The organism is Streptomyces sp. NPDC005899 (genome assembly GCF_040629645.1).
Lineage (GTDB): Bacteria > Actinomycetota > Actinomycetes > Streptomycetales > Streptomycetaceae > Streptomyces.
In genome coordinates, this window is the sequence record NZ_JBEXWB010000444.1 from 1 (window position 1) to 4,351 (window position 4,351).

Consider the following 4,351-nt stretch of genomic DNA (forward strand, 5'->3'; position numbering starts at 1 on the left):
CGGACCTCTCGGTGAGGTCCGGGGCCGCGGTGCGTACGGGGTGGGTGCGGGGACGGCTCAGTCGTCGGAGGCGTCCGGGTCCTCGTCCGGCCCGGCGGGCGGGTCGGCGGGCGGGTCCGCGTCCTTCCGGCGACCGGTCTCCGGGCGCCCCGGCTCCGGCCGCTGGGGCCTGGGCGGCCGGGTGCGGCCGCTCGACGGGTCCCTGAGGTAGGACGCGTCACCGCTCTCCGTCGCGTGCCCGCCCGGCGCCTGTCCGGGGCCGCCGACGTCACGGCGCCTGAGATACCGCTCGAACTCCCGGGCGATGGCCTCCCCGGATGCCTCGGGCAGCTCCGCGGTGTCCCGGGCCTCCTCCAGCGTCTGCACGTACTCCGCCACCTCGCTGTCCTCGGCCGCCAGCTGGTCGACACCGAGCTGCCAGGCGCGGGCGTCCTCGGGCAGTTCGCCCAGAGGGATGCGCAGCCCGAGCAGGTCCTCCAGGCGGTTCAGGAGAGCCAGGGTCGCCTTCGGGTTCGGCGGTTGCGAGACGTAGTGCGGTACCGCGGCCCACAGGCTGACGGCGGGCACGCCCGCGTGGGTGCAGGCCTCCTGGAGGATGCCCACGATGCCGGTGGGGCCCTCGTACTTGGTCTCCTCCAGATCCATGGTCCTCGCCAGGTCCGGGTCCGAGGTCACGCCACTGACCGGCACCGGCCGGGTGTGCGGGGTGTCGCCGAGCAGCGCCCCCAGGACCACGACCATCTCGACGCCCAGCTCGTGGGCGAAGCCGAGGATCTCGTTGCAGAACGACCGCCACCGCATGGAGGGTTCGATACCGCGGACCAGCACGAGGTCGCGGGGTTTCTCCCCGCCGACGCGGACCACCGAGAGCCGCGTGGTGGGCCACACGACCTTGCGTGTCCCGCCGTCCAGCCACACCGTGGGGCGGTTGACCTGGAAGTCGTAGTAGTCCTCGGCGTCGAGCGCCGCGAACACCTCGCCCTTCCATTCCCGGTCCAGGTGCCCGACCGCTGTGGAGGCGGCGTCACCGGCGTCGTTCCAGCCTTCGAACGCGGCCACCATGACCGGGTCGATCAGCTCGGGTACTCCCTCGAGCTCGATCACCCAGGCCTCCTTCCGAAGTTCCCTTGCGTACGGACCAACCTTACGGCTTCCGGCCGCCGCGGCCGTAGCCCGTTTGCGTGCGCGGGAGAACCGTGCGGGGGTTGATTCGTCCGATCTGTACGCGGCTGCCGGCGGGCCGGACCGGCCGAGGGCCTGGACTCAAGGGCGTGCGGACGCTATACATCGGATGACAGCCAGAGATCCGATGTTATTTCCAGGGGCGCACATGAGCCGTACCGTCACGCACGTCGAGGTCCAGGACATCCGGTTCCCCACCTCGGAACAGCTCGACGGCTCCGACGCCATGAACCCGGACCCCGACTACTCGGCCGCGTACGTCGTGCTGCGTACGGACGGCGACGGCGCCGAGGGGCACGGCTTCTGCTTCACGATCGGCCGTGGCAACGATGTCATGGCCGCCGCCATCGAAGCCCTCCGCCCCGCCCTCGTGGGGCGCCCCGCACCGCGTACCGCGGCCGACCTGGCCGCCCTGTACCGCGAGGTGACGCACGACTCCCAACTGCGGTGGCTGGGACCCGAGAAGGGGGTGATGCACATGGCGGCCGGCGCGGTCGTCAACGCGGCCTGGGACCTGGCGGCGAAACAGGCGGGTCTGCCGGTCTGGCGGTTCCTCGCCGGAATGACCCCCGAAGAGCTCGTCTCCCTCGTCGACTTCCGCTACCTCACCGACGCGCTCACCCCCGAGGAGGCGCTCGCCCTCCTGCGCGCCGCCGAACCCGGGCGCGCCGGGCGGACCGAACGGCTGCTGGCCGAGGGCTACCCGGCCTACACCACCTCACCCGGCTGGCTGGGTTACGACGACGCCAAGCTCGTCCGGCTGGCCCGCGAGGCCGTGGCCGACGGCTTCACCCACATCAAGCTGAAGGTCGGCGCCGATCTGCACGACGACGTCCGCAGACTCGCCCTCGCCCGCGAGGCGGTCGGCCCCGGCATCCGGATCGCCGTCGACGCCAACCAGCGCTGGGACGTCCCGGCCGCGGTGGAGTGGATGACCGCCCTCGCACCGTACGACCCGTACTGGATCGAGGAGCCGACCAGTCCCGACGACGTACTCGGCCACGCGGCCATCCGCGCGGGGCAGCCGGTGAAGGTCGCCACCGGCGAACACGTCGCCAACCGGGTGGTGTTCAAGCAGCTGCTCCAGGCGGGAGCGGCCGACTTCCTCCAGATCGACGCCGCACGGGTCGCCGGCGTCAACGAGAACCTCGCCGTCCTGCTCCTCGCCGCCAAGCACGGCGTGCCCGTCTGCCCCCACGCCGGCGGTGTCGGACTCTGCGAACTGGTGCAGCACCTCGCCATGTTCGACTACGTCGCGGTCTCCGGCACCTGGGAGGACAGGGTCATCGAATACGTCGACCACCTGCACGAACACTTCGCCGACCCGGTCGTGATCAAGGACGGGCGCTACACCGCCCCACTCTCGCCGGGCTTCTCCGCCCGGATGCTCCCCGCCTCCATCACCCGCCACCGCTACCCGCAGGGCCCCGTCTGGCAGGCCCGCCGTACCGCCGAGGAGACCGGCCGATGAACGCGACACAGGACTTCGACGGGCTCTGCGCCCTGGTCACGGGCGGCGCCTCCGGGATCGGCGCCGCGGTCGCGACCCTGCTGCTCGCCCGCGGCGCCCGCGTGGCCGTGCTCGACCGCGAGACCGACGGCGCTCCGCACGGCACGCTCGCGCTCCGTGCCGACGTGACGGACGACGCCGCCGTACGGGACGCCGTGGACCGGGCCGCCGGGGAACTCGGCGGCCTGCACACCCTGGTGTCCAACGCCGGTGTCGGATCCATCGGCACCGTCGAGGACAACACCGACGAGGAGTGGGCCCGCGTCCTCGACGTCAACGTGCTCGGCATGGTCCGCACGGCCCGGCACGCCCTTCCCCACCTGCGCCGGTCCGCGGCGGCCCGACCCGGCGCGGTGTCGATCACCCACACCTGTTCCGTCGCGGCCACCGCCGGGCTGCCGCAGCGCGCCCTCTACAGCGCGAGCAAGGGGGCGGTGCTCTCCCTGACCCTGGCCATGGCCGCCGACCACGTCCGCGAGGGGATCCGGGTGAACTGCGTCAACCCCGGCACCGCCGACACCCCCTGGGTCGGCCGGCTGCTCGGGCAGGCCGAGGACCCGGTCGCGGAGCGCGCCGCGCTGGAAGCCCGGCAGCCGCTCGGCCGACTCGTCCTGGCCGACGAGGTCGCCGCGGCCGTCGCCTACCTGGCGGGTCCGGGCGCCGCCTCCGTGACCGGCACCGCGCTCGCCGTCGACGGCGGCATGCAGGGCCTGCGCCTGCGTCCCGCCGCCGGCTGACCGGCGGACGTCGGCGCTCCGGGGCGGCCGGGTGCGGGCCGGGGCGGCGTCACCGGCCGGGGCCGGGGCGTCCGGAAGTCCGCTCCGCCCTCCGGTGGCCGCCGGACCGGGTCACAGGGCCGAGCGCAGCCACTGCTCCACGCTCGCCACGTGCACGGTCGCCCAGGACCGGGCGGCCTCCGGGTCGCGGTCGCGCAGCGCGCCGAGTATCGCCCGGTGTTCGTACAGGGTGCGGCTCACCGCGTCCTGCTGGGTCAGCCCCCGCCAGACCCTGGCGCGGGTGGTCGGCCCGGACAGGCCGTCCAGGAGTGAGCAGAGGACCGAGTTCCCGGCGGACCGGACGATCCCGCGGTGGAACTCCAGGTCCCCGGCGACGAGTTCCTCCACCGAGGGTTCGGAGCCCAGCGCGTCCAGCTGCGCGTCCAGCGCGTCCAGCTGCGACTCCTCGATGCGCAGGGCCGCCATCGCCGTGGCCGCGGGCTCCAGGATCCGGCGGACGGCGAGGAACTCCAGCACGGTGTCGTCGCGGTGGAAGTCCACCACGAAGCTGAGCGCCTCCAGGAGGAGCTGCGGGTCCAGGCTGGTGACGTAGGTGCCGTCGCCCTGGCGGACGTCGAGGATCCGGATCAGCGAGAGGGCCCGCACCGCCTCACGCAGCGAGTTGCGCGAAAGGCCCAGCTCCGCGGCGAGTTCGCTCTCCTTGGGGAGCCGGTCGCCCGGAGCCAGGGCGCCCGAGACGATCATTCCCTTGATCTTCTCGATCGCTTCGTCGGTGACGGCCATGGAGGGCCTCCTCGCACACATAAGACATCGGATCTATGGCGTCATTATGCGGGTCGTGCGAAGGGGGGCCGGGCGCCCGCCCCGTACGGTCCGGGGCCGGCGACGGGGCGGCCGTCCCGGGCGCGCGCGGGGAGGGGCG

At 73.4% G+C, this 4,351-nt stretch carries 4 protein-coding genes; 2 read left to right on the forward strand and 2 right to left on the reverse strand.

Features of this window, described 5'->3' with window-relative positions; all coding sequences use genetic code 11:
- Window positions 1-57: 57 nt before the first annotated feature.
- On the reverse strand, window positions 58-1,104 hold the full coding sequence (locus tag ABZ371_RS29535) for a PAC2 family protein (protein ID WP_358685278.1): 1,047 nt from the start codon (window positions 1,102-1,104) through the stop codon (window positions 58-60).
- A 226-nt stretch (window positions 1,105-1,330) separates the two neighbouring features.
- Here ABZ371_RS29535 and ABZ371_RS29540 point away from each other — a divergent pair, with 226 nt between their 5' ends.
- Together ABZ371_RS29540 and ABZ371_RS29545 are read left to right on the forward strand one after the other, a co-directional pair.
- Window positions 1,331-2,653: an L-fuconate dehydratase gene (locus ABZ371_RS29540; protein ID WP_358685280.1), complete on the forward strand. Its 1,323-nt coding sequence runs from the start codon at window positions 1,331-1,333 to the stop codon at window positions 2,651-2,653.
- The gene (locus tag ABZ371_RS29545; protein WP_358685283.1) at window positions 2,650-3,429 is read left to right on the forward strand and encodes an SDR family oxidoreductase; all 780 of its coding nucleotides are present in this window, start codon (window positions 2,650-2,652) and stop codon (window positions 3,427-3,429) included. Before ABZ371_RS29540 ends, ABZ371_RS29545 begins: the two co-directional genes overlap by 4 nt.
- A gap of 111 nt (window positions 3,430-3,540) precedes the next feature.
- On the opposite strand, the gene ABZ371_RS29550 is transcribed toward ABZ371_RS29545, so the two are convergent.
- Window positions 3,541-4,212, reverse strand: coding sequence for a FadR/GntR family transcriptional regulator (locus ABZ371_RS29550; RefSeq protein ID WP_358685286.1), 672 nt, complete (start codon window positions 4,210-4,212; stop codon window positions 3,541-3,543).
- Between the last annotated feature and the right edge of the window lie 139 nt (window positions 4,213-4,351).